Origin of the sequence: Maribacter stanieri, from assembly GCF_900112245.1 — a bacterium.
In the GTDB taxonomy this organism is placed as follows: Bacteria; Bacteroidota; Bacteroidia; order Flavobacteriales; family Flavobacteriaceae; genus Maribacter; species Maribacter stanieri.
Genome location: NZ_FOYX01000003.1, coordinates 191,461 through 215,404 on the forward strand (window position 1 = coordinate 191,461; position 23,944 = coordinate 215,404).

Here is a 23,944-nt window from a genome sequence, read left to right on the forward strand (position 1 = left end):
TTTGATATACAAAATTAAACAAAAAAACAGCGATTAGAAATTAATCTTCGCTAACTATAAATCATTATAAAACTGACTGTTTGAACGAGATAATTCTAGAACTTACCGAAATTAGCCCGAGAGAGTTTTTTGGGCAGCAAAATGAACATATTGATTTATTGAAAAAGTATTTTCCAAAACTAAAAATTGTTGCACGTGGCAATAAAATCAAAGTTTTTGGAGATGAAGAGCTTTTAGAAGAGTTTGAAAAACGATTCGATATGCTTACCCAACATTACATAAAATTTAATAAGCTGGACGAAAACAGCATTGAAAGGATTTTGACAAGTTCTGAAGAAGATGAATCTAAATCATCGAATAACAGCGGCGAAACTTTAGTACATGGTGTAAGTGGTAGGTTAATTAAAGCCCAAACTGCAAACCAAAGACGTTTGGTTGATGCTTCTAAAAAGAACGATATGGTTTTTGCCATAGGACCGGCTGGTACAGGTAAAACCTATACAGGTGTAGCTCTTGCTGTAAAAGCATTGAAAGAGAAGCAAGTAAAGAAAATTATATTAACAAGACCTGCTGTTGAAGCTGGTGAGAATTTAGGGTTTTTACCAGGTGATTTAAAGGAGAAGCTTGATCCTTATATGCAACCTCTTTATGATGCGTTAAGGGATATGATACCCGCTGAGAAGTTGGTACATTACATTGAGAACGGAACTATACAAATTGCCCCTATGGCATTTATGCGCGGTAGAACGTTAGATAATGCCTTTGTTATTTTAGATGAGGCACAGAATACGACCCACGCACAAATGAAAATGTTTCTTACCAGAATGGGAAGAAATGCTAGATTTTTAATAACCGGTGACCCTGGTCAGATCGATTTACCTAGAAGAACAGTATCAGGATTAAAGGAGGCTTTGTTGATTTTGCAGAATGTTGAAGGTATAGAAGTAATCTACCTTGATGATAAAGATGTAATTCGCCATAAGCTTGTTAAGAAAGTAATTGAAGCTTATAAAACTATTGAACACCACAATTAATAAAATACATGTCTAACAATACTATTTACGAAACCGAATTCAATTTCCCAGGTCAAAAGAATGTCTACAAAGGCAAAGTAAGGTCTGTATATACACTTGAGAACGATATGTTGGTGATGGTGGCTACAGATAGGTTATCTGCTTTTGATGTAGTAATGCCAAAAGGAATTCCTTATAAAGGTCAAATTCTAAATCAGATTGCAACGCAAATGATGGCTTCTACAGAAGACATTGTTCCTAATTGGTTAACTGCCACTCCCGATCCAAATGTGGCTGTAGGGATTGCTTGTGAACCTTTTAAAATTGAAATGGTTATACGTGGTTATATGTCTGGTCACGCGGCTAGGGAATATAAAGCTGGGAAAAGAATGCTTTGCGGAGTTGCTATGCCCGAGGGAATGAAGGAAAATGATAAATTTCCGACTCCAATTATTACTCCAGCAACTAAAGCAGAAATGGGAGATCATGATGAGGATATTTCTAAAGAAGACATTTTAAGCAAAGGCATTGTATCTGCTGAAGATTATGCTATTCTTGAAAAATATACTTACGCACTATTTGAAAGAGGTACAGAAATAGCTGCAAAAAGAGGATTGATTTTAGTTGATACAAAATATGAATTCGGAAAAACGAAAGACGGTAAAATTGTATTGATAGACGAAATACATACTCCTGATTCCTCTAGATATTTTTATTCTGAAGGATATCAAGAAAGGCAGGATGCCAATGAACCACAAAAACAACTTTCTAAAGAGTTTGTAAGGCAATGGTTAATCGCAAATGATTTTCAAGGATTAGAAGGACAGACCGTACCTCATATGACTGATGAGTATATTGAATCTGTTTCTGAGCGATACATTGAGCTATATGAACACATTACAGGCGAACCTTTTGTAAAAGCGGATACTACCCATATAAATGACCGTATCAATAGAAACGTTTTAAATTACCTGGAAAGCCTTTAAGAACTTACCTAATTAAAGATTTAAGGGAGAAGTTTTTCTTCTCCTTTAATCTTGATATAATTTTTAAGAATGCTACTGCAGTAATATAGGCATCTCCCAAAGCTGTGTGCCTATCTTTTTTAGAGATGGAAAACTTCTCCGCCAATTCATCTAAAGTATAGCTAGGTTTAGGTTGTACTAAATAAGATTTTATCAGCGTTTTTTTATAGATAACACTTGTGTCTAATACAGTGTTTTTTAATTTAGGCAATCCATGTCTTATGAGTGCGGTATTGAGCATTCCCATATCAAACCCCGCATGGTGGGCAACTATGATGGCATTTCCAACATAATCTAAAAATTTTTCTAAGGCTAAAATTTCACTGATGCATTCTCGCTGACCGTTTTTTAATAGACCGTGTACATGCACGGTGTCTTTATTAAACTTTTCTTGTTCTAAATAAATATCAAAAACCTCCTGTACGGAAATAGTCTCTTTTTTGATTTTTACAGCTCCAATAGATAGTACTCTATCATCCTCAAAACTAAAACCTGTTGTTTCTGTATCAAGAACAACAAAAATTAAATCATCGATGTTTTTGCTCTGCGAGTCCTTAAAAAGGGTCTCATATTTCAACCAATATTCCGGTAAATTCTTAGGTGCTTTTTTAAATAGTCCCATTACCCTAAAATATTAGTAACCTTAAAGCGAAGTGTAATTAATTCTTGAATTTCCTTAATAGCTTTGAACGTTCGCTTTAATTTCATTTTTTCTTGTTTTGTCAATTGATCTAGTTGAATAAACCTTCCTGAATCATGATTGGCTAGCCCTTGACGTGTTCTAAATTTTAATAAAGCTTTAGTGGCATAAGAACAAGCCAAATATAACTCTTGATTATTGGGTTCAATTTCCGCAAGCTTCTCATATCTTTCCCAAGTATTACTGATAGCCTTAACGGAATGCGATAGTATCAAAACTCTAGCAGCATCAATTAACGGTCTTAGTGCTCTACTTTTTAAGTCAAAAGAATCTTTGTGTTGTCCATCTTGCTCCACAACAAATTGTCTAAAAAATCCTGTTGGTGACGGACTTTGTAATGCCCCGTTTGCCAAATGCACTAAGAAAATAGGGTATTTTTCAACGGTTCTAAATATATGTTCAGACATGTTGTCCAATAAGCTACGTTCACCATATGCCAGACTATAATCAAAAAAGATGGAAGACATTAATACCTCATTAGGTCCTGGGTTACTAATCCAATACGATAATTTGTTTTTCCATTCTTGTAAGCTCAAGCACCATTTTGGATTGGAAGCCATCATATCTGCCGGGCAATATTCGTATCCTATTGTATTTAGTCCTTTAGTTATGTGCTTTGCAAGGTCTAAAAAGTAAGTAGTGGTCTTGGGTAAATCTTCTTCGGGAACATCTTCAAAAACTAGTGCATTATCTTGATCTGTGTGCAAAAGTTGCTCACTTCTACCTTGGCTACCTAATGCTAACCATGCAAACTTTGCAGGTGGCGGAGAGTCCATTTTTGCGATGGAGATTTCAACAACTTGCTTAATACAAGTGTCGTTCAGTTCAGAGATAATTTTAGCAATTAATCCCAAAGGAATATTTTGTTCCAAATACCCCGTTAAAAGTACCATGACACTTTTTCTGAGCTGCTTTATTTTTTTAATTTTTGAAGTACGTTTAATAGCTTTTACCAATACGGCTGGGTTGTCACCCAATGAAACCATAACATCATGCTTGGATAAAATACCTAAGGCAGCAGAATTAGGCGTCCCATCTTCCGTAATGACCAAATGACTAATGTTACTTTTCATCATTGCCATTTGTGCCTGCGTAATTGTTAGATTCTTTGGATAGGTAATTACAGGCGTAGTCATTATAGATTTAACCGTGGCAGTAATTGGTTGCTTACCAGATATTACTTTGTTCCTAAAATCTTTATCTGTTATAATACCTACTGGTAAATATTTTCTGATTACTAAAATAGACCCAATTTGTCTCTTGGTCATTATTTCAGCAGCCTTCTGTATGGTTGTTCTCGTAGAACATGTCACTAGTTTTTTTGAATAGCTGGCTAATTGTAAATCTGGGATTATTACCTCGCTACTAGCAGTCTCTTCACCTTCGCTTTCATAGAGTTGTCCTTTTTGATTTTTAGCATATGGGTTACGAGTGTTTGAAGCAAAACTCTCCATTAGAAAAACAGTTACTTCTTCGTTCTGCTTAGCAATAGGTCTAAAAATATCTATAGGTATACCGTACAGAATAGATTCTTCATGGGCTCTAGCTTCTAACTTGTAGTTTTCATTGGCAAATAAGGGGCGTAGACCAAAAATATCTCCCTCGTCACAAAAATCGAGAATGTTAGAAGTGGCAGGATTGTTTAATGTTACAGCTCCTTTATGTACTAAGTAGAAGTGAGAATGCTGACTTTCATCTACCGAAAATATAATACTGTTCTTTTCCTTATAAACTATAAGGACTTGCTCTGCTAACTGAAATAAAGATTTACCATCTAGAACATTAAAAGGGGGGTAATTTTTAATAAAATCGGCTACCCTTTCAGAAATCAAGTTTTTCATAAATTAAATTTAGCGAAACTATAGTTTATTAAAAAGGCGATTTTATAAATGACTATAATATATAAGGTTATAAGATAAAGTGTATTTAGCAATCACTTAGAAAAACACCAACGGCTAATCCGCCTTCAGAAGTTTCTTTGTATTTAGAGCTCATATCTTTTGCGGTTTCCCACATGGTTTGCACCACCTTATCTAGAGGTACTTTCGCTGCGGAAGGGTCTGAACCTAAAGCTAATTCTGCGGCGTTTATTGCTTTTATGGCACCCATAGAATTTCTTTCAATACAGGGTATCTGAACTAATCCGCCAATAGGATCACAGGTAAGCCCTAAGTGATGTTCCATGGCAATTTCTGCTGCCATAAGTACTTGTTCTGGTGTACCGCCCAATAGTTCTGTAAGAGCGCCCGCTGCCATTGCCGATGATACGCCAATTTCAGCTTGGCATCCACCCATGGCGGCAGAAATTGTAGCTCCTTTTTTAAAAATACTGCCAATCTCTCCGGCAACAAGTAGAAATTGTTTTACATGCTCAAAATTTCCTGCATGATTTTCAATAACCATATAATACATTAATACGGCCGGTATTACACCTGCACTACCATTTGTAGGTGCGGTTACTACACGACCCAACGATGCGTTCACTTCATTGACACTAAGGGCAAAACAACTTACCCATTGTAAAATCTGTCTAAATTTCACTTCGGTTTGGCGAATGGTCTGTAACCATTCTTCAGGGGTAGTGTAGGGGATGTCACTTTTTAATTTGTTGTGCATTTCAAAAGCCCTGCGCTTAACATTTAATCCACCCGGTAAAGTTCCTTCTGTATGGCAACCCGTATACATGCATTCTAGCATGGTGTTCCATATTCTCTCTAGCTCATGGTCAATTGTCTTATCGTCTCGTAATGACTTTTCATTTTCCAGGACTAGTTCCGAAATCATTAAGCCTTCTTTTTTACAGAAATCTAAAAGTTCGGTTCCTTTTTGTACAGGAAAAGGAAACTTGTTGAACATGTCAACTTTGCGTTTGGCATTTTTTCGTTCTTCACTAATAACAAATCCGCCACCAATGGAATAATAAGTTTTAGAAATCTTTTTACCGGATTTTAGTATTGCTTGAAACTTTAATCCGTTGGCATGGAAGGGAAGAAATTTTCTATTGAAAACAATATGTTTTTTCGGATTGAAAGTAATCTTATAAGTACCATTTAAACGTAGCACATGCTCATTCTTTATAGTGTTGATTAAAGAATCAATGGAGTCTATTGGTATTAATTCTGGATCTGCACCCAATAAGCCTAACATTACCGCATAGTCAGTGGCATGACCTTTACCTGTTAATGATAGAGAGCCATATAGGTGAACTTCTACTTCTTCAACTTTTTCAAGATTGTTTTTAGAATTTAAACGCGCCAACCATCTTTCGGCAGCACGCCATGGTCCAAGAGTATGTGAACTAGAAGGACCCACGCCAATCTTTAACATATCAAAAACACTAATACTTTCTATCTCCAAACCTTATGTATTTTGTAGGCTAAGGTACAATGTTTCAATAACCTTTTATCAAACAAAATTGGCATATATCTAGAGGGATTAATGATAATAATGACATCATGTCAGTTTTTCTTGCTTGGCATATTGTTTGTCATTTACAAATCGATTGTAAAATAAAGCACTTAATTTAAAACATATAATAATGAGTAAGATTATAGGAATAGATTTGGGTACTACCAACTCCTGTGTTTCTGTTATGGAAGGTAACGAGCCAGTAGTAATTCCGAATGCAGAAGGAAAAAGAACAACACCATCAGTGATTGCTTTCGTTGAAGGTGGTGAGATCAAGGTAGGTGACCCAGCAAAAAGACAAGCGGTTACTAACCCAGAAAAAACCATTTATTCTATTAAAAGGTTTATGGGTAACAAATATTCAGAGTCAAGTAAAGAAGCTGAAAGAGTACCTTATAAAGTAGTAAAAGGAGATAACGATACACCAAGAGTAGATATTGATGGTCGTTTATATTCTCCACAAGAATTATCAGCTATGATTCTTCAGAAAATGAAGAAAACTGCTGAAGATTATTTAGGACAAGAAGTAACTCGTGCGGTAATTACAGTACCAGCTTACTTTAACGATTCTCAAAGACAAGCGACTAAAGAAGCTGGTGAGATTGCAGGTTTAACTGTTGAGCGTATTATCAACGAACCTACATCTGCATCTTTGGCGTACGGTATGGATAAGAAAGATACCGAGCAAAAAATTGTAGTATTTGATTTTGGTGGTGGTACACATGATGTTTCTATCTTAGAATTAGGAGATGGTGTATTTGAAGTATTAGCTACTGATGGTGATACTCACTTAGGTGGTGATGATGTTGATCAAAAGATTATTGATTGGTTGGCTGATGAATTCAAATCTGAAGAAGATATGGATCTTAGAAAAGATTCTATGGCACTTCAACGTTTACGTGAGGCTGCTGAAAAAGCTAAAATCGAATTATCATCTTCTGCTCAAACAGAAATTAATTTGCCATATGTAACGGCAACTGCTTCTGGACCAAAGCACTTAGTAAGAACTTTGACAAGATCAAAATTCGAGCAATTAATTGCTGATTTGGTTAAAAGAACAATAGAGCCATGTGCAAGCGCAATGAAATCTGCAGGTCTTACAAATAGCGATATTGATGAAATTATCTTGGTTGGTGGTTCTACTAGAATACCAGCTGTACAAGAAGCTGTAGAGAAATTCTTTGGTAAGAAGCCTTCGAAAGGAGTTAACCCAGATGAGGTTGTAGCGATAGGTGCTGCAATACAAGGTGGTGTATTAACTGGAGATGTAAAAGATGTATTATTATTAGACGTTACTCCTCTTTCTTTAGGTATTGAAACAATGGGAAGTGTAATGACCAAATTAATAGAGGCCAACACTACTATCCCAACTAAAAAGTCTCAAGTATTCTCTACCGCTGCTGATAACCAACCATCGGTTGAAATTCACGTATTGCAAGGAGAAAGACCAATGGCAAACGATAATAAAACTATTGGTAGATTCCATTTAGATGGTATTCCACCAGCACAAAGAGGTACACCTCAAATTGAAGTTACTTTCGATATTGATGCAAATGGTATTATTAAAGTATCTGCTACAGATAAAGCAACTAACAAATCGCAAGATATTCGTATTGAAGCTTCTTCAGGTTTAACCGAGGAAGAAATCAAGAAGATGAAAGCAGAGGCAGAAGCTAATGCAGAGTCTGATAAAAAAGCGAAAGAGACTGCTGATAAGTTGAATGAGGCAGATGGAATGATTTTCCAAACTGAAAAGCAATTAACTGAATTTGGTGATAAATTATCTGATGATAAGAAAAAACCAATTGAAGATGCTTTGGCAGAATTAAAGGCAGCTTACGAAAGTAAAGACCTTGCAGTTATTTCTCCAGCTTTAGATAAAATCAATGAAGCTTGGAAAGTAGCATCTGAAGAAATGTACAAAGCACAAGCTGAGGCACAAGGTGGTGCTCCTCAAGGAGAGCCTACTGCTGACGGTGGAGCTTCTGAAGGAGATAATGTTGAAGACGTAGACTTCGAAGAGGTTAAATAATATAACTCTAATTTGTTATGGAAAAGGGACGGTATTTACCGTCCCTTTTTACTTTTACGGTAATTTTTTTCTAACCCAGTATTATTAAAGTAATTTTGCAGTATGATTAATAAATACTTACAGACAATTTTTTTGACTTTAGTAGTAGCCTTAGGAACTATGCAAGGGCAAGAAATTCAGATTTTTACCCTTGACGATTTTGATTTAAAGGGAGAGGTCAAATTCTGTTTGGTAAGTACTGATTATGGTAAAGAGGAATATGATTTTAATAAGAAAGGATTTTTAACAAAGGCTGTTACCAGGTACAATGCCCAAGACTATGATGTTGTACATTATAAGTATAGCAATGGTGAATTAATTGAAAAACGTTCAGAATCTTATAGAAATAATGCGTTTGATTCTAGTACGTCAATTGCTCATTTTTATGAAATTGATTCTACTGATAATATCAAAATAGAAGAGCGAATTTTTTCATACGATAAAGAGTTTTTAGATGAATATATTTACGGTTATGATGAGTTCGGTGATTTAATTAGTATTAAAAGAACTAATAATGACGGTACAGATATTACATTAATTGAACACAAGAAGTTTAAAGGTGAGAATACAGTTACTTATATGATTAATGAAGTGCCACTAAAGTCCATTCGTACGTCAACTCAAAAACCAAAAAATAAACCAGCTCAAAAGATTGTATTGACAAAAGAGTACTTAAAAGGGGAGGAAAGTTACGCCTTTGAAGAAGTCTTTAGCTTGGACGGAAAGTTAATGGCACAGCAAGAGTTTGAATTCAATATTCAAACAAAAAAGTTTGAGCCTACAACACGTACTAGTTATGAGTATGATGATAAAGGTATGCTAATAGCTGAGGTAGCTAAAAGAGGTGCTGGTATTATCAAGAAAGAGTATGTTTACCAATATGATAAAGCAGTAGAAGGTAATTGGATTAAACAGATAGTTACTCCAGACAATACATATACAACTAGAAAAATTACTTATTACCCTGAAGAAACTAAAGTTATTAAGGAATAATTCTATTGATTCTTATCAAGCCATTCTTCACGTAGTAATCCATAGCAGCAAGTGTTTCTTTTGAAACCATCTAATAAATAAACATCTTTGCGGAGAATACCTTCTAAAGTGCATCCTAATTTCTCAACAGCTTTTCTTGAAGCTATATTGCGTTCGTCTATACGAAATTCCACTTTTTCAAAATTCAAATTGTTAAAGGCAAAATCAAGCATTAATTTTTTCATTTGGGAATTTAACCCAGTGCTTTGAAATTCTTTGCCAATCCAAGTAGACCCAATATGTAGAACTTTGTTCTTATGATTTATATTCATATAACGGGTACAACCTGCATATTTTTCATAAAGCTTGTCATATACAAGAAACGGTATACTGGTGCCTGCTTCTAATTGCTGCATTGCAGTATCTACGTAGCTTTTTAAACTACTTGGCGTTTCTATGTCTGAAGGTGAGAATTGAACCAATTTCTTTTGTGAGGCAATAGGGATAAGATGCTCAAAATTATCTAATGTGAGGGGACTTAATTGTACTCTTTCATTTTCTAATGTAATATCGTTTTTCATATAGCCAATTGATTAATAATTTCTTTTTTTACTTCGTGTGCGCCCTTAAAATTTATATGCCTAATATTAACTCCAAAGAGTGAGTTAAGCTTTCTGTTCTCTTCCTCTAATCGTTTTGGAGTAAGGTATTCGTCATGATCACCAATTATAGATACTATTTCTGTTTTATTTTCAAAATAGCTGAAATCGGTCTTATTTAGTTCTTTTGGAATTCCGCCTGCGTAAATAATTATTTTTGAGCATTGTAGTTTAGAGTAAGCCAAGTAGCGCAATGCTATGGATACTCCTTGTGAAAACCCAAAAACAATGATTTCACAGTCAGTAGGTAGATTTTCATTTTCTAAAACAGCATCTAAATAGTTAAATAGATTTTCTGTTTCTATTGCAGTATTCTCTTTCGTCAACCAACTTGCACCTACATGTTTATATTCATTTTTCAGATAATATTTAGAAGGTGCCTGTGGTGCAAGTATGTAATTTTCTTCTTTAGGTAATTCATTAAAATATTTCAAAAAAAATCGACTTAAAAATCCAATGCCATGGAATACTAACCACACGCGTTTTGTGTTGCTATTTATTTCATTTAAAGTCTCATAGGTGTTAGTGGTTTTATAAGTGACATTTTTTATTTGGTTTTCCATAGTATGTACAATTCAATCAAGCTTTTCAGTTGGTAATGTAATGCTTAATTTTACAAAAAAAAGGATGAACGACTACAAAGAAAAAATTCTAAAGATTTGTAACGAAACTTCTAAGAATACCTTAATGGAAACCTTAGAAATAGACTATATAGATGTTGGTGAGGATTTCTTGTTGGCCAAAATGCCGGTAACTACAAAAGTGCATCAACCAGATGGAGTTCTACATGGTGGTGCAATGGTAGCTTTGGCAGAGAGTGTTGGTAGTGCGGCATCCTATATTTTTTTAGATGCTAGCAAGTTTTTTGTAAGAGGTATTGAAATTTCAGCAAACCATGTAAAAAGCGTCAAAGATGGTTTTGTTTATGCCAAGGCTGTAATATTGCACAAAGGTAGAACAACTCAGTTATGGGAAATAAAAATTACTAACGAAGCAGACGAACTTATTTCTCTTTGTAAACTAACAACAATCGCTTTACCAAGAAGTTAGTATGATGCAAGAACTTTTTAATCGTGCTGCAACATGCTTGAAAGAGCAGTTACCCTTTGTTCTGTATAGAAAACCAAATGAAATTGAGTTGACCGGTGTTTTTCAGAATAATGATGAGGTGCATAAGATTAAGGATTTTACAGAAAAAGGATTCGTATTTGCTCCCTTCAATTTAAAATCAGATGCTATTCTTTTAAAGATGGATAGTATTCAAAAGGAGTCGAATTCAATTGTTGATAGTGTGATGGCTAAGGAGATGAGTTCTAAACCTCTTGATGCTGTTGAGAAATCTAGATATCTTAAATTGATAGGGAATGCTTTAGATAAAATAAACGACGGAGAAATTAATAAGGTTGTTTTATCAAGGAAAATTGAAGTTGATTATAAAGATGATTACAGTGAAACCTTTAAAAGACTTTTAAAACAATACCCAAAAGCTTTTTGTTATTTCTGGCATCATCCTAAAATTGGTACTTGGATGGGGGCTACACCAGAAATATTGGTTAAAACCAATGGTTCACAATTTACTACAATGTCTTTGGCTGGTACTCAGAATTCAACAGGTTTAGAAAAACCTCAATGGTCTAAAAAAGAAATAAACGAGCAACAATTGGTAACCGATTATATTGTTGATGCTCTAACAGAGAAGGTTGTATCTATACGAGCTTTGGAACGCGAATCTATAAAGGCTGGTTTGCTTTGGCATCTTAGAACAGAGTTGAAAGGTACATTTTCTCCTAATCAATTTGGTAATGTTTTAAAGGCATTACACCCAACACCGGCAGTATGTGGAAGTCCGTTACAGAAAGCTAAAGAGTTTATTTTGGACAATGAGCTTTATGACCGTTCTTTTTACACAGGGTTTTTAGGAGAATTAAATGTGAAATCTGAATTACCAAGAAATAGAAACCGAAGAAACCAAGAGAATAGCGCTTACCGAAGTGTTACTAATACCTCAGAGCTTTTTGTAAATCTACGTTGCATGCAATTACATAAAAGTAAAGTTTCTATTTATGTGGGTGGAGGAATTACAAGCGATTCTATACCTGAAAGTGAATGGCATGAAACCTCTTTGAAAAGTAATACCATGTTACGTGTCTTGGGTAGTAATTAAGTATTCAACTTTTGGGTAATAACAAGCATTGGTCGTATTTTTGAACTACATGAAATACTCCGCTATACCTACCGCACAATCTATTGTTCAACATTGCCAGGCAAAGAATATTTCTAATATTGTTATATCGCCAGGTTCAAGAAATGCACCATTAACAATTGCCTTTGCAGAGAATCCGTTTTTTAACTGTTACAGTATTGTTGATGAGCGTTGTGCTGCATTTTTTGCATTAGGTATGGCGCAACAATTACAGGTTCCCGTAGTAGTTTTATGTACATCTGGTAGTGCGCTTTTAAATTATTATCCTGCTTTGGCGGAAGCTTATTTCAGCAACATTCCTCTTGTAGTTATTTCTGCAGATAGACCTATTTATAAACTAGGAATAGGGGATGGGCAAACTATTAATCAGCAGAACGTATTTAAGAATCATATTGGATATTCGGCTAATTTAAAACAAGATGTAAGTCATGCTACAGAAAAGGTTTTACATTATAAACCAGAATGGATTATAGATGAGAATGTTAGTGAGGTTCAGCAGAAAATTCAAAGCTATAATGATGTTGAGCTAAATCATGCTTTTGAAATAGCAATGAATTTAAACCATCCAGTTCATATAAATGCTCCTTTTGAAGAGCCCTTATATAATACGTTAACTGAAAATATAATTACACCAAGAATAGATGCTGTTAAAGTTGGGGAAGTTACTCAGCCGAATATAGAGTATCATAAAAATATTTGGAATATTGCTGTTCGAAAAATGATTCTAGTAGGAGTGAGCACTCCTGGTACTGTTAAAGATTATATTTTAGAACATTTGGCAAATGATCCAAGCGTTTTGGTTTTGACCGAGACTACATCAAACATACATCATCCTAATTTTTTCAACAGTATAGATTCGCTGATTGCACCTATTGATATGCATGAAAATAAATTTGAGCAATTCAATCAATTGCAACCTGATGTATTGGTAACTTTTGGTGGTTTAATTGTTTCTAAAAAAGTAAAAGCATTTTTAAGAAAATATAAACCAGAACATCATTGGCATATTGGTGGTCAACAAGCTAATGATACTTTTTTCTGTCTAGAAGAGCATATCAAAGTTTCTGTAAATACTTTTTTTGATAAGATGTATGCAGATTCAATTGTATTAAAGAGTGATTATTTTGAAAAATGGAATCAAGTAAAACAGAAGTTTGAACAAAAAAGAGATTTATATTTAAAAGAGATTCCTTTTTCAGATTTCTTGGCTTTCAGTGAAATATTGAAATCTGTACCCAATGAGTATATGCTTCAGTTGGCCAATAGTTCTACAATTAGATATACTCAGTTATTTAATTTCAATACTACTTTAAAAGTCTTTTGCAATAGAGGTACAAGTGGTATTGATGGTAGTACATCTACAGCTATAGGGGCATCTATAGGTAATAACTCTCCAACACTTTTTATTACGGGTGATCTTAGTTTTTTCTATGATAGCAATGCATTATGGAACAACTATATCAAAAGTAATTTTAGAATCATTGTAATAAATAATAAAGGAGGTGGTATTTTTAGAATACTACCTGGAAAAGAAAACTCAGATGTTTTTGAGACTTATTTTGAGACTAGGCACACTTTAACTGCAGAGCATCTTTGTAGTATGTATGGGTTGGATTATAGAAAGGCAAAATCAACTCAGGAACTCCAGGATGAATTAAGTTACTTTTTCAAAGAATCGGCTCGTCCGCAATTACTGGAAATTACTACGCCTGCATTAAAGAACGATAAAATTTTGATTGATTATTTTCGTTTCATATCTTAGGGGTGTATTAACCATTAATTATACATTTAACATGAGTAAAAGAGACGATTTAATCGAAAAGTATGCTGCGGACATCAAAGATAAATTTGGTGAAAATGCAGATATGGACTTGCTTAAAAAAGTAACCGTTGGTTTAGGACCATCAATTTACAATATCGATGCTTCAAAAGTATCTGGTAGTGATCAAAAAGAATTGGATACTGTAAAGAACAATTACTTGATCAAAAAATTAGGTCTTGCCGATGATTCTAAATTAGATGACGCTATAAAAACTGTTATGGACAAGTACGGTTCTTCTAACAGAAATAAGCATAGAGCAGTTATCTATTACAAGCTTTGTCAACATTTCAATAAAGCATCTGTTTACGATAAATAGTCAGATGTCAAATATTTTGAAGACCGTTACCATTTTGGTAACGGTCTTTTTTTTTTACGTGAAGATTTTTAATATTTAAAAATGTAATTTTGCAACATGATAGAATTAGGACGTAAAAACAATCTTGAGATATTAAGAGATACCAGTGTTGGTCTTTTTTTAGGTGATGAAGAAGGAAATGATGTTTTGTTACCAAATAAATATGTTCCTGCCGAATATGAAATAGGAGCTAAAATAACAGTTTTTTGTTATTTGGATTATGATGAAAGACCTGTTGCAACTACCTTAGAGCCAGACATTATGTTGGGTGAATTTAGGTTGTTACAGGTGGCTGAAGTAAATGAATTCGGTGCCTTTATGCAATGGGGTCTAGAAAAGCATCTTTTAGTTCCTTTTAGAGAACAACGTGTAAAGATGAAAGAAGGACAGTGGTACGTGGTACACTGTTATTTAGATGACCGTTCAGGTAGATTAGTGGCTTCAAACAAATTAGATAGATTTTTAAGTAATGATACTATTGACCTTAAAGAATGGGAGCAGGTAGATTTGGTGGTTACAAGACAAACCGATTTAGGTTGGGAAGTAATTGTAAACGAAAAACATAAAGGTCTAGTTTATTTTAATGAAGTATTTAAACCAATTAATATTGGCGATGTAATACCTGGTTGTATTAAGACCATTAGGAAAGACAATAAATTAGATATCTCATTACAACCTTTAGGTGCTAAGGTTTTAGAACCTGCTGCTAATAAGATTTATGAAGTTTTGGTTGAGAGCGGTGGCTTTTTAGGTTTGCACGATAAATCTGCTCCAGAGGAGATTAGAGATGTTTTTCAAATGAGTAAAAAGACCTTTAAAAAAGGATTAGGTACTCTATATAAAGAAAGAAAAATTAAGATTGAATCTGACGGTATCAGTTTGCTGGATGAATAATAACTAAAAGTAAGAAAATTCTTATATATTTGATTTTCAACCGAATATCTTAAAAAAACATCGTGTTTATTGCGATAAATTACTTTTAATTTTATTTTTGTATGAATTGAAAAGTTATTAACAATTTTTGACTTACATTTAGGTTTTAAGCTTAAAAATTACCCCTGTATATGCCTTTTATAGAAGAAAGCGATTTATTAGAATTACATAAAGACGTCGATAAAGCACAAATTATTAATGAGCGTTTATTAGATCAGATAAAGTTCAAGAACAAAGAATTAAAGAAGAGTAAGATACAGCGTAATATTTTAGCTGGTATTACTGGTCTATTCTTAATAGGTGGTTTGGCTTTTACATCTTTTACAGCAGGCTTGTCAAGTTCAGGAGGATTCAATAGAAAAGCTTCTAACGATTTAGTTTTGACATCTATTGATAGTGTTGATGCTATTAGAACTCGTTTAGAAAACTTAAAAGAACAAAATGAGGAATTAAGCTTGGTAAAGGAATTTTACTTGGCTAAAGAGTTTTTACAAAAAGAGAAAATTTATTCAGTACAGGTTAAATCCTTTGTTGATAATAATGTGACTTTAGCTTCTGAAGCACTTACCAATACACTATTTGTTAAAACCAATCCTTTTTATTCCTACTCTTTAGGAAACTTTGAAACTTTAGAAGAAGCTCAATCTTTTAGAAAACAGTTGGTAGATATTGGCTTTGGTGATGCCTTTGTTGCTTCTTATCAAGACGGTAAGAGAATTCAAATAGAAGATCCTTTTTAGTGACTAAAGTTAAAGCTTGGCTTAACGCAGCAAGACTTAGAACGCTTCCTTTGTCAATTTCGGGTATTCTTGTAGGTACTGCTATTGCAGCATTTCATAATGCTACTAATGTTTGCATTTTTATTCTTGCCATTCTTACGACTATTGGTTTACAGGTAACTTCCAATTTTGCCAACGATTATGGTGATGGGGTTAAAGGTACTGACGGTGACGATAGGGTAGGGCCAAAACGAGCAATGCAAAGCGGACTTTTAACCGCTAAGCAGTTAAAGAGTGGCATATATATCAGTGTTGTTATTAATGCTATTTTAATTATTCTGTTAATTCTTACCTCCTTTGGATTAGATGATATTTTATACCCTATATTATTTTTAGGTCTTGGTGGTTTTGCTATTTGGGCGGCAATTAAATATACAGTTGGCAAATCTGCATATGGCTATAATGGTCTAGGTGATATTTTTGTTTTTATATTCTTTGGATTGGTAAGTGTTTTAGGTTCAATATTTTTGTTTCTGAAATCTATTCCTTTTAACTCAATTTTGCCGGCAATCGCAATAGGGCTATTAAGTGTTGGGGTTCTTAATCTCAACAATATGAGAGATATAAAATCTGATACCACAGTAGGTAAAAATACGATGGTAGTAAAAATGGGATTGTCTAAAGCAAAAAAATACCATTATTCGTTGCTGATAATCTCAGTATTATGCCTGTTTTGGTATGTATTTACAACAAATGCATCGCTGTTACGTTATGTAAGTCTTATTGGCTATGTGCCAGTGTTCTTTCATATGAGAAAAGTAGCGGTAACTTTAAACGAGGCAGAACTTGATCCTGAGCTTAAAAAAGTGGCATTAAGCACCTTTTTGATCGCACTATTGTTTTTTATTAGTTATTATTATTTTTTGTAATTTTGAGTATAACCCACAAACCATTTTAAGCCTTGGAACAACCCATAAAAATTCTAATTGTTGAGGATAATGTCATCATAGCAGATGATATGCAATCTATGCTAGAGGAAATAGGATATGAAATTGTTGATAACGTAATTGTTTATGAACAGGCTGTTGAAGTTTTAAAAACCCAACAGGTAGATCTAGTTCTTATTGATATCATTTTAGCTTCAGATAAAACGGGTATTGACTTAGGTAAGCATATTAGAGAGAATTACGATATTCCTTTCATTTTTGTAACATCTAACTCAGACCGTGCTACGGTTGAGAATGCTAAAACTGTAAAGCCGAATGGATATTTGGTAAAACCTTTTGAGCAGCAAGATTTATATACTTCTATAGAAATAGCATTATCTAATTTTATATATGGAAAGCAAAATGCTAGTAATAGTACTGCTCCACAAGATAATACCGAAGATGTGCCGTTGTCAAATTCAATCTTGAAAGATTCAATTTTTGTTAAAAAACAGCATTTATACTATAGAATACAATTCGGGGATATTCAATTTATTAAAGCCGATAATGTATACTTAGAAGTTAATACGATTGATAAGAAGTTTTTGGTACGATCGCCTTTAAAAGATTATTTAGAGAAATTACCGCAGAACAAATTCTACAGAGCACATAAATCTTACATTGTAAATGTAGATCATATTGATGCTATTAATTCTAAAGATATCATGATTAACAATACGTTGATACCAATTTCTAAAGATTTTAAAGAATTTATTATTTCAGCTATGAATTCATAAGCCACGATTTATAACATATAAAAACACCTTTTTAAGGTGTTTTTTTTTGAATTAATTTCAGATAAAAGGTGTTTATTCATCGTTAAAAGGTATCTTTTTGCCGTTGTATAACGTATTTGTAAAGGTGAAAATCGTTTCACCACAATTATTGATAGTTACACAACAAATAATGCGAGTTCCTATGGCTTATTTATAATTTTGAGGTAATAGGAATTGAAGCGTTTTTATCCCTAAATGTGTTTTTAAAATAGGGATTGACCACAATTTTTATAGAATTTTTAAAAAGTACGTAGAACACGCTTTTTGAACTTATTGTTAGTTGATGGTCAATTAACAATAGCTCACAACAAAAATTTAGTAGGATCAGGTATTAGGTTTAAGTTTGATTCTGCTTTTATTGAGATATGAAAAAACATTTTATTTTGAGATTTATATGCACTGTGTTTTTTAGTGCTTTTACGTGCCTTGTAATTGCGCAAGATAATGTGCAGACTCAGAATGAAGATTACTACAAGCAATTTCAAGATTTAGAGAACGGTGAATTACGTTCATTCTTCTTTTTTAATACACCAAACCGTTATAATCAGAACTCCCCTTACGATTGGTTAGATACTGTGAAGGTTTATCTAAACAGTTCTGAGAAGACTAAAGATTCAGTTTCAATTCGTAATTATCAGCTTATAGAGTCTCAAATTTATTATGATTTGGGGAATTATGAGAAGAGTTTGGGCATTGCTAGACCTCTGTATGAAGATTTAGAAAAATTAGATATAGAATCTAAGCAAACAATTCTCGGTATTTTGGATAGCAATTATGCTATGTTACAATTGTACGATAAGCAAATTGAGATAAGAAGAGTTAAGCGTGAGTTAGGCTTGACTAACGATGTCGCCTTTTATGACATTTATGCAAGTCTTGGTCAGTATAGAAAAGCTATGCGTGATTATATGACCGAGGAGAAAAAAGAATTAAAAGAAGATGATTACTACGGTCAAGCTATTTATAATAATACTATTGGTAATTACTTAAGATTAGATAAATCTACACCTACATCTCTTAGTTATTTTAAAAAAGCCGAAGGATTAATAAAGGTTTTCTTAAGTGATGTAACTAATCAGCATTCTGATAAAGAAATTGCTGATGGTAGAATTCTAAATGGTATTATAATTGGTAATATTGGTAAGTGTCATGTTCAGTTAGGAGAATATGAAAAGGCAATTCCGTTTCTAGAAGAGAGTAGGGAAATTATCAAAAAATATAATAAGAGTAAATTTTCATCAGATATTATTGAGAACACTTTAGCTTTAGCGGAATGTTATTTGAAATTAGATAATTACGCCAAAGCCACTGACTATTTAAGTGACGACCTTAATCCTATTAAATCTGATAACATTTTAAAACGAAATAGAATCTATGCGGATTACTATTTTAAAACAGGAGATTTTAAAAATTCAACGGTTTACTTAAAAAAGAATATAAGAATTAGAGATTCTATTGATGCTCTGGCATCAAATATTAAAAACCAACAATTAACATCTGTTGTTGCACAAGATTTAGAGAATTCTAGAAAAATGATGGAGCAACAAAAGGCTCAGTTAGAAGAATCTAGAAAAGATATTAAAGCAAGGGATGATAAAATTAGTTTGGTGTTTGTTTCCTTGATATTTACACTGATTGGTTTTGCTGGTTTAGTTTATGCATACTTAAAAAGTATAAAGAATCAACGTTTAATAGCAGAGCAGAAGTTCATCATAGAAAATTCATTGGTAGAGAAAGATTCATTACTTAAAGAAATTCATCATAGGGTTAAAAACAACTTACAAATGGTTTCTAGTTTGTTGAGCTTACAAACTAAGAATACACGTAGTAAAGCCGCAATAGAAGCATTAGAGGAAGGGAAAAGTAGGGTGAAAGCTATGGCTTTAATTCACCAGAAATTATATCAAAATGACGATTTATCTGTTATTGAAATGCAAGGGTATATTGAAAGCTTAATTAATAGTATACAATCCGTTTATAAGAAAGGCGGACATAATATTAGTATTACTATTGATGCGGAAGGCGTTGAGCTAGATATCGATAGAGCAATTCCATTTGGTCTTATATTAAACGAACTTGTTTCCAACTCATTTAAATATGCATTTCCAGATGATGATAGCGATGGCAAAATCTATATTCACTTACGTAAAATATTAGGTCAAGAAGGCTTTTTTGAATATACCGATAATGGCATTGGTTTACCTGAAGATTCAGAAGAGCGTGCTAATTCTTCAATGGGAATACGTCTTATGAGTAGATTAGCAAATCAACTCCAGACTTCATTGAATACAGATAAAACGCAAGATGGAGTTCGTTTTTGGTTTAATTTTAAATAGGGTTACCTAACCTTACTTTTTAAAACCACTTTATGTAATAATTTTGGGAAGAATCTTTTCAAGTAAATACCAAACTTTTCTTTACCACCAATGTAAGTTTCAAAGCGGTTCTTTTTAATTGCGGTAATAATTTGTGCAGCACATTTTTCTACAGGCATACCATTTTCGGTTGCGGCATCTTCTTTCTGTAAAGCGGAACCGTCACCGGTAAGTGCATTTTTAGCCACATTGGTTTGTATAAATCCTGGGCAAATAATAGATATATTAACATTATCCTTTTCATGCTCCATTCTTAATGCATCAAAGAAACCATGTAGTGCATGTTTAGCACCACAGTATCCTGAGCGGTATGGCGAAGCAAATTTGCCCATTAAGCTAGTAATGGTAACGAAATGTCCACTTTTTTGCGCGATAAAATAAGGTAAGAGGTGTTTGGTCAATTTAATAGTACCCAGATAATTAACATCTATCATTTGCTGATATACTTCAAATTTGGTGTCAATAATAAGAGAACGTTGGCTAAGTCCGCCGTTATTAACTAAAATGTCAATTTTTCCAAAAATAGAATGCGCGTTTTCAGTAATACTCTCTAGTGTGTTAAATTGGGCTAGGTCTAAAGGTAGAACGATTGCATTTTCAGCAAATTTACAGTTACTTTTGACTTTTAATAATGCATCTTCCCTTCTAGCGGAAAGGATTATTTTTGCTCCTAGATTATTTAATTGATATGCCAATGCTTCTCCAATTCCAGAGGATGCCCCCGTTATCCAAATCACCTTATTCTTCATACTTGTCATTCAATCGTTATTAAACTCAAAATATAGTTAAATTTGAAGGATTATATGAAGGCTACATTTAAAAAGTATCTCCTAAATTTTAAAAATCCGAGTGGCACATCTAGAGGTGTTTTGCGTACTAAGGAGACCTATTTTCTTTTTTTAGAAGAAGCGGGAGCATGGGGTGTTGGTGAATGTGGATTATTTAGAGGGCTAAGTTTTGACGATGTTCCTGAATTTGAAGAAAAGTGCACTTGGGTTAGCAATAATATTGATTTAGGTAAAGATGAATTACAAAAGCAGTTGCAAAATTTTCCCAGTATTCAATTCGGCGTAGAACAGGCTTTTATGTCGCTGCGTTCTAAAAATCCGTTTCATCTTTTTGAATCTACTTTTTTAAATCATCAAGAGCCAATTTCCATAAACGGATTGGTTTGGATGGGTGATAAAGAATTTATGCATCAACAAATAGAGGATAAACTAAATGATGGTTTCTCTTGTATAAAAATGAAAATTGGAGCAATAGATTTCGATACTGAAATAGCATTGTTAAAATCTATTAGACAACGTTATTCAAAAGAAGCTATTGAATTACGTGTAGATGCCAACGGAGCATTTTCTCCACAAGAAGCTTTATCTAAGCTAGATGTTTTATCTAAACTAGATTTACATTCTATTGAACAGCCTATTAAGCAAGGGCAAATAGAAGAAATGAAAAAGCTTTGTAGCAATACACCTCTGCCGATTGCTTTAGACGAAGAACTTATTGGTATTGTAGATGTAACAAAAAAGGCAGAAGTGCTACAAACTATACAGCCGCAATTTATTATTTTAAAACCAAGTTTGGTAGGTGGCTTTGCAGGAAGCAGTGAATGGATTTCTATTGCAGAAAAGAATAATATAGGGTGGTGGGTAACGAGTGCATTAGAAAGTAATATTGGTTTAAATGCTATTGCGCAGTGGACGGCTACGCTACATAATGAAATGCCGCAAGGGTTAGGCACCGGATCTCTTTTTACAAATAATATAGAGAGTCCGTTAGAAGTTGATAATGGAGGCTTGTTTTATAACAGCTCTAAAAAATGGAATAAGAATTTAATTGAAAGTTTATGTATATAGAACAAGCGTATAAAGGTCTAATTGATAGTTGGCGGTATATTTTGGGAATTGTTGGCATTGTAATAGTTTGGCAATTTTTAGGGGCATTTCCATTATTGGCTGCCTTGGCGACTAAAGAAGGAGGTATGTCTGCTATGATGAGCGGCAATATTACAGAAATGTCTAATGTGCTGGGCTCAAATACATTTTTGTTCTTCATGCTTTTAACTTTTGTGTTTGGATTGATTGCTGTTTTTTTAGTAGTAAAATTTATTCATAAACAATCACTAAAAAGTTTAACTACATCAAGAAAAAAAATAGATTGGAAAAGAGTTTCTTTTTCATTTATACTCTGGTCTACAATTTCTGTAGCCTTCATATTTTTAGATATTTATTTATCGCCAGAAGACTATGAATTTAACTTTCAGCTAGTTCCATTTTTAGTTTTAGCGGTTATTGCAATAGCAATGATTCCTCTACAAACCAGTATGGAAGAATATCTAATGAGAGGTTATATGATGCAGGGCTTAGGCATAATTACTAAGAATAGGTGGTTTCCTTTATTATTTACATCATTATTGTTTGGTATGTTGCATATCATGAACCCTGAAGTAGATAAGTTGGGGTATGGTATATTAATTTTCTACATTGGAACAGGGCTCTTTTTAGGTATCATTACATTGATGGATGAAGGCTTAGAACTTGCATTAGGTTTTCATGCGGCAAACAACTTAACGGCAGCGTTATTGGTGACTGCAGATTGGACTGCGTTTAGTGTAGATTCGTTATATAGAGATGTTTCAGAACCAGTTTTGGGCTGGGATATGCTAGTTCCTGTCTTTGTGGTTTTTCCGATACTCTTATTAGTTTTTTCTAAAAAGTATGGCTGGACTAACTGGAAAAATAAATTAACCGGTAAGGTGCTTTCGAAAGAAGAATTTTTCAAGCTTGAAAACCTAGACAATGGGTAAATCTTCTTTACATCCTAGTTTTGCTATTCATGGTAGAATTCTTTCTCTAAACGATTTAACAGAGCTTAGTTACAGTTTTATAAAAGAAGGTGAAGAATTTGAAAAGCAGATTGGCGAATTCATTATAGATTGGATAGATGATTCATCTACAATTTTGGTACATACCTCTGGTTCTACGGGTACTCCAAAAACCATTGTTTTAAAGAAAGTACAAATGGAGAATAGTGCTTTGGCAACAGGCAGCTATTTTAATCTATCACCAAAATCTTCTGCCTTATTATGTTTGCCTGCTACTTATATTGCTGGTAAAATGATGTTGGTTAGGGCTATGGTTTTGGGCTTAGATATTCATTTTGTTGAACCTACTTCAAATCCGTTAGAAGATATAAATAGGTCTTTTGATTTTGGAGCAATGGTTCCCTTGCAAGTTGCTAATTCACTACCTAAGCTTTCATTGTTGCACAAGTTGATTGTTGGTGGTGCTCCTATTGCTGCCTCTTTAAGAAAGGAAATAAAAAGTATTGCCAATGCTAGTTATGAGACTTATGGTATGACAGAGACCATAACGCATATTGCAGTTAAGCCCTTGAATAATGGTGTAGCAGCTGATGCACCTTTTTCTATTTTACCAGACGTTGAAATATCTAAAGATAACAGAGCGTGTTTGGTAATTAATGCGCCAAAGATTTCAGACAATATTATTGTTACCAATGATGTGGTTGAATTAATATCACCTACAGAATTTAAATGGTTGGGTCGGTTTGATAATATTATAAATTCAGGCGGAATCAAACTTAATCCTGAGCAAATAGAATCAAAACTCTCTAATATTTTAGAGCAAGCTTTTTTCATTGATTCAGTATTTGATGCAAAATTAGGTGAGCAACTTCTTTTGGTCGTTGAAGGATCTGTTAATGTTGAATCCTTATTGAAAGATATCAAAGAAACAAATGTGTTGTCTAAATATGAGATTCCTCGTCAAATTAGAACAGTAACAGTGTTTGTAAGAACTAAAAGTGGTAAAGTAAAACGAAAAGAAACGATGACCTTATTAAAGGCATAACTTCCCTCACGCAAAACTACCCTTCACTCATTTCTCATTTTTATAAAGTTGCTTTCTT

22 protein-coding genes are annotated in these 23,944 nt (G+C 33.6%); 16 read left to right on the top strand and 6 right to left on the bottom strand.

What is annotated here, in order from left to right:
- Positions 1 to 80 precede the first annotated feature (80 nt).
- Both BM296_RS14675 and BM296_RS14680 read left to right on the top strand, forming a co-directional pair.
- Complete coding sequence (locus BM296_RS14675) at positions 81 to 1,034, top strand: PhoH family protein (protein ID WP_091904053.1); 954 nt, start codon at positions 81 to 83, stop codon at positions 1,032 to 1,034.
- Between the two features lie 8 nt (positions 1,035 to 1,042).
- A complete protein-coding gene (locus tag BM296_RS14680; RefSeq protein ID WP_091904055.1) occupies positions 1,043 to 1,999 on the top strand; it encodes a phosphoribosylaminoimidazolesuccinocarboxamide synthase in 957 nt (318 codons plus the stop codon).
- Positions 2,000 to 2,003: 4 nt separating this feature from the next.
- Here BM296_RS14680 and BM296_RS14685 read toward each other — a convergent pair whose 3' ends face one another.
- From BM296_RS14685 to BM296_RS14695, 3 genes are all read right to left on the bottom strand, one after another.
- Entirely contained in the window at positions 2,004 to 2,660 is a 657-nt protein-coding gene (locus tag BM296_RS14685) for a 3'-5' exonuclease (RefSeq protein WP_091904057.1), read from the bottom strand.
- The gene (locus tag BM296_RS14690; RefSeq protein WP_091904059.1) at positions 2,660 to 4,579 is read right to left on the bottom strand and encodes a DUF294 nucleotidyltransferase-like domain-containing protein; all 1,920 of its coding nucleotides are present in this window, start codon (positions 4,577 to 4,579) and stop codon (positions 2,660 to 2,662) included. The genes BM296_RS14685 and BM296_RS14690 overlap by 1 nt, the downstream gene beginning before the upstream one ends.
- A gap of 85 nt (positions 4,580 to 4,664) precedes the next feature.
- Positions 4,665 to 6,089 (bottom strand): L-serine ammonia-lyase, encoded by a 1,425-nt coding sequence (locus BM296_RS14695; RefSeq protein ID WP_091904877.1) that lies wholly within the window; start codon positions 6,087 to 6,089, stop codon positions 4,665 to 4,667.
- Positions 6,090 to 6,276: 187 nt separating this feature from the next.
- On the opposite strand from BM296_RS14695, the gene dnaK reads away from it, so the two are divergent.
- Together dnaK and BM296_RS14705 are read left to right on the top strand one after the other, a co-directional pair.
- A complete protein-coding gene (dnaK, locus tag BM296_RS14700; protein ID WP_027066515.1) occupies positions 6,277 to 8,178 on the top strand; it encodes a molecular chaperone DnaK in 1,902 nt (633 codons plus the stop codon).
- A gap of 132 nt (positions 8,179 to 8,310) precedes the next feature.
- Positions 8,311 to 9,210 (top strand): hypothetical protein, encoded by a 900-nt coding sequence (locus BM296_RS14705; RefSeq protein WP_143099083.1) that lies wholly within the window; start codon positions 8,311 to 8,313, stop codon positions 9,208 to 9,210.
- Positions 9,211 to 9,212: 2 nt separating this feature from the next.
- Here BM296_RS14705 and BM296_RS14710 read toward each other — a convergent pair whose 3' ends face one another.
- Together BM296_RS14710 and BM296_RS14715 are read right to left on the bottom strand one after the other, a co-directional pair.
- On the bottom strand, positions 9,213 to 9,770 hold the full coding sequence (locus tag BM296_RS14710; protein ID WP_091904063.1) for a GNAT family N-acetyltransferase: 558 nt from the start codon (positions 9,768 to 9,770) through the stop codon (positions 9,213 to 9,215).
- Complete coding sequence (locus BM296_RS14715; protein WP_091904065.1) at positions 9,767 to 10,411, bottom strand: alpha/beta hydrolase; 645 nt, start codon at positions 10,409 to 10,411, stop codon at positions 9,767 to 9,769. The genes BM296_RS14710 and BM296_RS14715 overlap by 4 nt, the downstream gene beginning before the upstream one ends.
- 64 nt (positions 10,412 to 10,475) lie before the next feature.
- On the opposite strand from BM296_RS14715, the gene BM296_RS14720 reads away from it, so the two are divergent.
- From BM296_RS14720 to BM296_RS14760, 9 genes are all read left to right on the top strand, one after another.
- Positions 10,476 to 10,898 (top strand): PaaI family thioesterase, encoded by a 423-nt coding sequence (locus tag BM296_RS14720; RefSeq protein ID WP_091904067.1) that lies wholly within the window; start codon positions 10,476 to 10,478, stop codon positions 10,896 to 10,898.
- Position 10,899: 1 nt separating this feature from the next.
- The gene (locus BM296_RS14725) at positions 10,900 to 12,012 is read left to right on the top strand and encodes a chorismate-binding protein (RefSeq protein WP_091904069.1); all 1,113 of its coding nucleotides are present in this window, start codon (positions 10,900 to 10,902) and stop codon (positions 12,010 to 12,012) included.
- A 49-nt stretch (positions 12,013 to 12,061) separates the two neighbouring features.
- Positions 12,062 to 13,813 (top strand): 2-succinyl-5-enolpyruvyl-6-hydroxy-3-cyclohexene-1-carboxylic-acid synthase, encoded by a 1,752-nt coding sequence (gene menD / locus BM296_RS14730; RefSeq protein WP_091904071.1) that lies wholly within the window; start codon positions 12,062 to 12,064, stop codon positions 13,811 to 13,813.
- 31 nt (positions 13,814 to 13,844) lie between these two features.
- Positions 13,845 to 14,189 carry a DUF2853 family protein gene (locus BM296_RS14735; protein ID WP_027066522.1) on the top strand — a complete coding sequence of 115 codons (345 nt, stop codon included), beginning with the start codon at positions 13,845 to 13,847 and terminating at the stop codon, positions 14,187 to 14,189.
- Positions 14,190 to 14,285: 96 nt separating this feature from the next.
- Positions 14,286 to 15,122 (top strand): CvfB family protein, encoded by an 837-nt coding sequence (locus BM296_RS14740; RefSeq protein WP_027066523.1) that lies wholly within the window; start codon positions 14,286 to 14,288, stop codon positions 15,120 to 15,122.
- Positions 15,123 to 15,292: 170 nt separating this feature from the next.
- The gene (locus BM296_RS14745; RefSeq protein ID WP_027066524.1) at positions 15,293 to 15,901 is read left to right on the top strand and encodes an SPOR domain-containing protein; all 609 of its coding nucleotides are present in this window, start codon (positions 15,293 to 15,295) and stop codon (positions 15,899 to 15,901) included.
- The gene (menA, locus tag BM296_RS14750) at positions 15,901 to 16,809 is read left to right on the top strand and encodes a 1,4-dihydroxy-2-naphthoate octaprenyltransferase (protein ID WP_091904073.1); all 909 of its coding nucleotides are present in this window, start codon (positions 15,901 to 15,903) and stop codon (positions 16,807 to 16,809) included. The genes BM296_RS14745 and menA overlap by 1 nt, the downstream gene beginning before the upstream one ends.
- Before the next feature lie 32 nt (positions 16,810 to 16,841).
- Positions 16,842 to 17,603, top strand: coding sequence for a LytR/AlgR family response regulator transcription factor (locus tag BM296_RS14755; protein ID WP_091904075.1), 762 nt, complete (start codon positions 16,842 to 16,844; stop codon positions 17,601 to 17,603).
- Positions 17,604 to 18,025: 422 nt separating this feature from the next.
- On the top strand, positions 18,026 to 19,978 hold the full coding sequence (locus BM296_RS14760; protein WP_231500545.1) for a histidine kinase dimerization/phosphoacceptor domain -containing protein: 1,953 nt from the start codon (positions 18,026 to 18,028) through the stop codon (positions 19,976 to 19,978).
- 2 nt (positions 19,979 to 19,980) lie between these two features.
- Here BM296_RS14760 and BM296_RS14765 read toward each other — a convergent pair whose 3' ends face one another.
- Complete coding sequence (locus BM296_RS14765; protein ID WP_317041557.1) at positions 19,981 to 20,766, bottom strand: SDR family oxidoreductase; 786 nt, start codon at positions 20,764 to 20,766, stop codon at positions 19,981 to 19,983.
- Positions 20,767 to 20,820: 54 nt separating this feature from the next.
- On the opposite strand from BM296_RS14765, the gene BM296_RS14770 reads away from it, so the two are divergent.
- From BM296_RS14770 to BM296_RS14780, 3 genes are read left to right on the top strand one after another with little or no spacing between them, the layout of a single operon-like run.
- Positions 20,821 to 21,873 carry an o-succinylbenzoate synthase gene (locus BM296_RS14770; protein WP_091904081.1) on the top strand — a complete coding sequence of 351 codons (1,053 nt, stop codon included), beginning with the start codon at positions 20,821 to 20,823 and terminating at the stop codon, positions 21,871 to 21,873.
- Positions 21,864 to 22,823 carry a CPBP family intramembrane glutamic endopeptidase gene (locus tag BM296_RS14775; protein ID WP_091904083.1) on the top strand — a complete coding sequence of 320 codons (960 nt, stop codon included), beginning with the start codon at positions 21,864 to 21,866 and terminating at the stop codon, positions 22,821 to 22,823. The genes BM296_RS14770 and BM296_RS14775 overlap by 10 nt, the downstream gene beginning before the upstream one ends.
- Positions 22,816 to 23,886: an AMP-binding protein gene (locus BM296_RS14780; protein WP_091904085.1), complete on the top strand. Its 1,071-nt coding sequence runs from the start codon at positions 22,816 to 22,818 to the stop codon at positions 23,884 to 23,886. Before BM296_RS14775 ends, BM296_RS14780 begins: the two co-directional genes overlap by 8 nt.
- Positions 23,887 to 23,944: the final 58 nt, after the last annotated feature.

Excerpts from the sequence above, each read along its gene's own strand:
- BM296_RS14680 (WP_091904055.1), top strand. The coding sequence starts at position 1,043 with ATGTCTAACAATACTATTTACGAAACCGAATTCAATTTCCCAGGTCAA.
- BM296_RS14685 (WP_091904057.1), bottom strand. The coding sequence starts at position 2,660 with ATGGGACTATTTAAAAAAGCACCTAAGAATTTACCGGAATATTGGTTG.
- BM296_RS14690 (WP_091904059.1), bottom strand. The coding sequence starts at position 4,579 with ATGAAAAACTTGATTTCTGAAAGGGTAGCCGATTTTATTAAAAATTAC.
- dnaK (WP_027066515.1), top strand. The coding sequence starts at position 6,277 with ATGAGTAAGATTATAGGAATAGATTTGGGTACTACCAACTCCTGTGTT.
- BM296_RS14710 (WP_091904063.1), bottom strand. The coding sequence starts at position 9,770 with ATGAAAAACGATATTACATTAGAAAATGAAAGAGTACAATTAAGTCCC.
- BM296_RS14715 (WP_091904065.1), bottom strand. The coding sequence starts at position 10,411 with ATGGAAAACCAAATAAAAAATGTCACTTATAAAACCACTAACACCTAT.
- BM296_RS14720 (WP_091904067.1), top strand. The coding sequence starts at position 10,476 with ATGAACGACTACAAAGAAAAAATTCTAAAGATTTGTAACGAAACTTCT.
- BM296_RS14725 (WP_091904069.1), top strand. The coding sequence starts at position 10,900 with ATGATGCAAGAACTTTTTAATCGTGCTGCAACATGCTTGAAAGAGCAG.
- menD (WP_091904071.1), top strand. The coding sequence starts at position 12,062 with ATGAAATACTCCGCTATACCTACCGCACAATCTATTGTTCAACATTGC.
- BM296_RS14735 (WP_027066522.1), top strand. The coding sequence starts at position 13,845 with ATGAGTAAAAGAGACGATTTAATCGAAAAGTATGCTGCGGACATCAAA.
- BM296_RS14740 (WP_027066523.1), top strand. The coding sequence starts at position 14,286 with ATGATAGAATTAGGACGTAAAAACAATCTTGAGATATTAAGAGATACC.
- BM296_RS14745 (WP_027066524.1), top strand. The coding sequence starts at position 15,293 with ATGCCTTTTATAGAAGAAAGCGATTTATTAGAATTACATAAAGACGTC.
- BM296_RS14765 (WP_317041557.1), bottom strand. The coding sequence starts at position 20,766 with ATGAAGAATAAGGTGATTTGGATAACGGGGGCATCCTCTGGAATTGGA.
- BM296_RS14770 (WP_091904081.1), top strand. The coding sequence starts at position 20,821 with ATGAAGGCTACATTTAAAAAGTATCTCCTAAATTTTAAAAATCCGAGT.
- BM296_RS14775 (WP_091904083.1), top strand. The coding sequence starts at position 21,864 with ATGTATATAGAACAAGCGTATAAAGGTCTAATTGATAGTTGGCGGTAT.
- BM296_RS14780 (WP_091904085.1), top strand. The coding sequence starts at position 22,816 with ATGGGTAAATCTTCTTTACATCCTAGTTTTGCTATTCATGGTAGAATT.